The organism is Terriglobus sp. YAF25 (assembly GCF_052113305.1).
GTDB lineage: Bacteria > Acidobacteriota > Terriglobia > Terriglobales > Acidobacteriaceae > Terriglobus.
In genome coordinates, this window is record NZ_JBFRCY010000982.1 from 1 (window position 1) to 1309 (window position 1309).

A 1309-nucleotide genomic window follows, 5' to 3' on the forward strand; every position below is an offset into this window, starting at 1 on the left:
CTGATTTGAGCAGGCGAATCGCAACTCCATTCCGCGCAAGGTCATATTCCTTTCCAGCCATGAATGTCGCGCGCAGCGAATCTGCCGGAATATCAATGTCTCCCGCCACCCATGTTCGTTCTTCACGCGCGGTCCAGATCGATACACCTTCCGTCTTGAGCGTCCGCTCCACCAACCATGCCAAATGCTCGCCATAGGCCTCTCGCCAATCGAGAAGCAGCGCAGCCGCGGAAAGCTCATGCAGCGCTCTTTGTTGCTCCCGCTGCAGCACCAGATCTTCCGCCTGCAGCCGGACGCGATTTGAGAGATGACTCACGAGCAGCRCTACTGAAGCAAATGTAGCCACTGATGCGAAATCGGCAATCGAGACAAATCGAAGTGTTCTCCTGGGCTCGGTAAAGAAGTAGTCGAGACATAATGTTGCATAGATAGCCGTGACCACCGCGGCGCGGAATCTTGCCTGCCAGGCCACAATAATCGTCAGCAGCAGATAGATGACGCAGGCAAAAGCAAGCTCCACCTGATCGCCAAAGACGAAACCGAACAATCCGACGGCACCGCAGGTACCCGCGGTCCATATCACCGATCTCGATCGAAGTGCCTTCACATGGACCCTTCATCTCAGAGATTAGCCAGAGATGCATAAGAAATGCGTAAAGGTTGAGCATTTCGCATTCGCACTGACGGAAGCTTTATGCCTCCCTGATGGAAACAAAGCTTCAATCATCCTGACCGGGACAAATGGTCAGGAGAAAACAATGAATATTTTTGGAGGTCGTACTCTGTCCGGGCGACTGGGGCATTTTCCCTGTAGGTGTAGTGCAAGGCTTCTGCATCTATGGGCGTTTTCCGCAACGAAAACGCCACTTCACCCCTCTTCCGGGATACCCAGTAATAGGGAAAATGCTCTAGCAGTTACGGCCCGCATGCTCGCAGTGTTGGTTCTGACAGGCGTGTTGATGATCCGTCCGGCAACTGCTCAGTCGACATTCGGCAGCCTTATCGGCTCTGTACAGGATCCTTCCGGAGCGGTGTTACCTGGAGCAATTGTCCATATCAAGAATCTGAACGACAATTCCACTCGCGATACGGCAGCGGATGCAGGGGGCGAATTTCAGGTACTCAACCTGAATCCCGGGACGTATGCCGTCACCGCCAGTTCCGATGGTTTCGCCGCAACAACCATCACCAACATCACTCTCGACGCACGGCAGCAATTGCGAGTCGATGTGAAGCTGCAGGTCGATAATGCGCAGCAAACCGTGTCCGTGGAAGCCGATGCCACAACGGTCAACACAGAAAGCGGCAC

2 protein-coding genes are annotated in these 1309 nt (G+C 54.1%); one reads left to right on the forward strand and one right to left on the reverse strand.

Features of this window, described 5'->3' with window-relative positions:
- The coding region (locus AB4043_RS25805; protein WP_442308560.1) for a DUF4118 domain-containing protein at positions 1-607 on the reverse strand (607 nt) is incomplete at its 3' end.
- Positions 608-926: 319 nt separating this feature from the next.
- On the opposite strand from AB4043_RS25805, the gene AB4043_RS25810 reads away from it, so the two are divergent.
- On the forward strand, positions 927-1309 hold a 383-nt coding region (locus AB4043_RS25810), incomplete at its 3' end, for a carboxypeptidase-like regulatory domain-containing protein (RefSeq protein ID WP_442308561.1).